This is a genomic window from Corallococcus llansteffanensis, from assembly GCF_003612055.1.
Taxonomy (GTDB): domain Bacteria; phylum Myxococcota; class Myxococcia; order Myxococcales; family Myxococcaceae; genus Corallococcus; species Corallococcus llansteffanensis.
In genome coordinates, this window is record NZ_RAWB01000826.1 from 1 (window position 1) to 3,259 (window position 3,259).

General features: G+C 69.7%; 3 protein-coding genes and 1 pseudogene. 3 read left to right on the forward strand and 1 reads right to left on the reverse strand.

The genetic code is table 11. From position 1 onward, the window contains the following. Positions 1 to 270: hypothetical protein (locus D7V93_RS40790; RefSeq protein ID WP_147451612.1), on the forward strand; the 270-nt coding region annotated here is incomplete at its 5' end. Between the two features lie 417 nt (positions 271 to 687). Then, positions 688 to 1,194 (forward strand): hypothetical protein, encoded by a 507-nt coding sequence (locus tag D7V93_RS40795; protein WP_120648396.1) that lies wholly within the window; start codon positions 688 to 690, stop codon positions 1,192 to 1,194. 86 nt (positions 1,195 to 1,280) lie between these two features. On the opposite strand, the gene D7V93_RS40800 is transcribed toward D7V93_RS40795, so the two are convergent. After that, entirely contained in the window at positions 1,281 to 2,942 is a 1,662-nt protein-coding gene (locus tag D7V93_RS40800) for an acyl-CoA dehydrogenase family protein (RefSeq protein WP_120648397.1), read from the reverse strand. 66 nt (positions 2,943 to 3,008) lie between these two features. On the opposite strand from D7V93_RS40800, the pseudogene D7V93_RS40805 reads away from it, so the two are divergent. Beyond that, positions 3,009 to 3,259 (forward strand): annotated as a pseudogene (locus D7V93_RS40805) (ATPase); the annotation flags it as partial.

Below are 3,259 nucleotides of genomic sequence, written 5' to 3' on the forward strand. Positions count from 1 at the left end.
GAGGGGCTGAAGCAGGTGTCCGCGGGGCGCCGGGTGAAGGTGGGGGGGATGATGATCTGCCGACAGATGCCGCCGACGGCGAAGGGCATCTGCTTCATCTCGCTGGAGGACGAGACGGGGATCGCGAACCTGGTCGTCCCCGCGGACGTGTACGCGCAGTGCCGCAAGGAGATCCACGGCGCGCTGTTCCTGGTGGGGGAGGGGATGTTGGAGCGCTCGGGGAAGGTGACGAACGTGAAGACGCGCAGCGTGATGTCGGTGCGGCAATAGGGCGCTACATCTGCACGTCTGTTCCCGTAAAGGCAGCAACAGACCCGGGGACGGATCCGTCAGGGATACCCATGAGGGCATGGAAGAACCCGTATTGCTGGCGATATAGGTGGCGTCCGTCGGGAGTGTAGTAGCGTGGATCAGAACGGGAGGGTTCTCCAAGTGCGCAACAGTCTTCGGTGGTTGGGGTCGCTGCTCGATCGCGTGGGCCTCACGGATGTGGTGGAGGAGGCGAGCGATTGGGTGCGGTACTACGCGCAGGGGAAGCCACCTCCGAGTGAATCCCGGCAGACCCGTGTCTCCCGGCCGGTGCACTCCGAACCCCCGCACGCCTCCGTGCACGAGGTCGTCGCTCCCGCGACAGTGTCAGAACGAAACATCAACGCGACAGTGGTAGAGATTCCCTTCGAGGGGCGTATGGAACTGGCGACTGCGGCACGTCGGAAGACGGCGCCCAAGGCGAAGAAGAGCGTGGGCAAGGCTGCTGCCCGGAAGAAGACGGCTCCCGCGGCGAAGAAGGCGGCGGCCAAGAAGGCTCCTGCGAAGAAGGCAGCGGCCCGGAAGGCGGCGCCCCGCGCGAAGTCCGCGGCGCAGCCCGCGAGCGAGGACGCGGTGTCGGTGCTGGAGGCCGCGCTGCGAAGCCACGCGCGTCAGCGGGACCTGGTCTCCGCCGGCAAGGAGAAGGACCAGCTCCTGCGCTCGCTGATCCCGCTGTACCTGGCGAAGTCCCTGGACGTGGAGATCACGTCGGGCACGACGTCGCGCTTCTGGAGCGGGCTGGGCGTGACGTACGCCGCGCCGAACGCCGCCAAGGCGCTGCGCCTGCACGCCGGCTACGCGCAGGACACCAAGAAGGGCAAGGCCATCACGGCCAAGGGCGTCCGCTACGTGGAAGACGCGCTCGGTCAGTCGGCGAAGGGTTAGTCGCGTCAGGTCTCAGGGAGGGCAATGCCTTGCATTCCCTCCCTGAAGACAGCTCACTCCCGCTGCGCTGAACGCGAACCGGAGACTCACCCCAGCAGCCGCGAGTCATCCAGATCAATCTCATCCTGGATGAGGTCCACGCCGTTCTGCCGGAACCGCCGCGCCGCCGCGCGGGTGCGCGGGCCGTGCCCGTGGTCCAGGCACCACTGCGCGTGCTCGCTCAGGAGCGCCAACTCCAGCGTGCGCCCCAGCGTCAGTGAGAACCGCCGCGCCCCGGCCTCCATCGTCGTCGGGTTCGCCATCGCGCCGGCCACCCAGGTCCGCGCGTGCTCCAGCGCGTCCTGCGCCGTCCGCACGCACGGGCGCAGGCCCACGTCCGTCACCTTCGCGAGCCGGGTCTCCACCTCGTGGAAGTACGCCTCCAGCGTGCCTTCCTTCGCCAGCGCGCGCAGCGCATCCAGGGACAGCACGTTCGTCGTGCCCTCCCAGATGGACAGCACCTGCGAGTCCGCCTGGATGCGCGGCAGCCCCGTGTCCTCCACGTAGCCCGCGCCGCCGAAGGACTCCGTCACCTCCGACGTCACGTGCACCACCTGCCGGCCCGTCGTCAGCTTCGCCAGCGGCGTCACCAGCCGCTGCAAGAGCTGCTCCTGCTCCGTCGCCGTGCGCGTCTCCAGCTTGCCCAAGAGCTCCACCCCGCGGAACGCCAGCAGGAAGCCTGCCTGGAACTCCGCCTCCAGCCCCGCCAGCGTGTCCACGTGCAGCGGCTTCTCCGACAGCGGCGCTCCGAACTGCACCCGGCGCTTCGCGTAGTCGTGCGCCAGCGCCAGCGCGCGCCGCATGCTCCACGTCGCGCCCATCGCGTTCCAGGTGCGCGTCACGTTCAGCATCATCGCCATGTTGCGGATGCCGTCCGTCAGCCCCGCCACCGGCGTCGCCAGCGTCCCATCCAGCGTCAGCTCCGCCGTGGGCACCTTGCGCGTCCCCAGCTTGTCCTTCAGCCGGTTGATCTGGATGTGATTGAGCTTCCCCGCCGCGTCCCGCGTCTCCACGAAGAAGAGCGCCAGGCCCTTGCCGCCGGGGCCATTGCCCTGGGGTCGCGCCAGCGTCAGCGCCATCTGCGCCGTCGTCGCGGACGTGAACCACTTCGTCCCGTACAGCCGCCAGCCCTCGGGCGAGTTGCGCGCCTCGGTCAGCGTCAGCCCCACGTCCGAGCCGCCCGTGCGCTCCGTCATCCACTGCCCGGAGGTCCAGAACGTCGCCGGGTCGCGCGACGTCAGGCGGGGCAGGGCGTGGTCGATGAGTGCCTGGTTGCCCAGCGACACGAGCGAGCGCGCCGCGCCGTCCGTCATCGCCAGCGGACACGAATAGACATCCAGCGACGGCTGCACCAGATAGTTCAGCGCGAACTGGTGCACGCGGCTGAGCGCGCCGCTCTTCTGCTCGTAGGCCACCGCCACCAGGCCCTTGCGCGCCGTCAGCGCCTCCGCCTCCTTCCACAGCGGCGTGACCTCGATGTGGTCGATGCGCTGTCCCCACGCATCCCACTGCGTCAGCACCGGCTCGTTCAGCCGGTCGCGCAGCTGGAACTCATAGAAGTGCTTGCCGCCCAGCTCTCCCAGCTCGCGGAAGTCGTCGGTGATGGAGCGGCGAAGGTCCTCCGGCAGGGTGCGGGCCAGATATCCCTGCAGGAACGCGTCGTCGTCGTACTGGTTGCCAAGACCGGGGGGCGCCTGGAAGAAGCTCATGCCCCGAAGTTAACACCCCGGCCCGGGGCGGTGGAGTAGGCTGGCCGCCCCTCTGCCGGAGCCGTGATGACCGACTTCTTCCGCAGGACCCCTCCTGGCGCGGGTCCGTCCTCCCAGGACGACGAGCAGGATCCGAACCGCAGCATCACCCCCCTCGAGACGCCCGCCGCGGCGCCGAACCCGGTCCTGGCTCCGCCGCCGCGCCCGCGCTCGCCCACCACCACCGCGCTGCCCGTCACGCAGCCGCCGCCCGAAGCACCCGCCCGGTCCCGACCGCCACCGCCGCCGGCCCCGCTGCCGTCCGTCATCTTCGACCC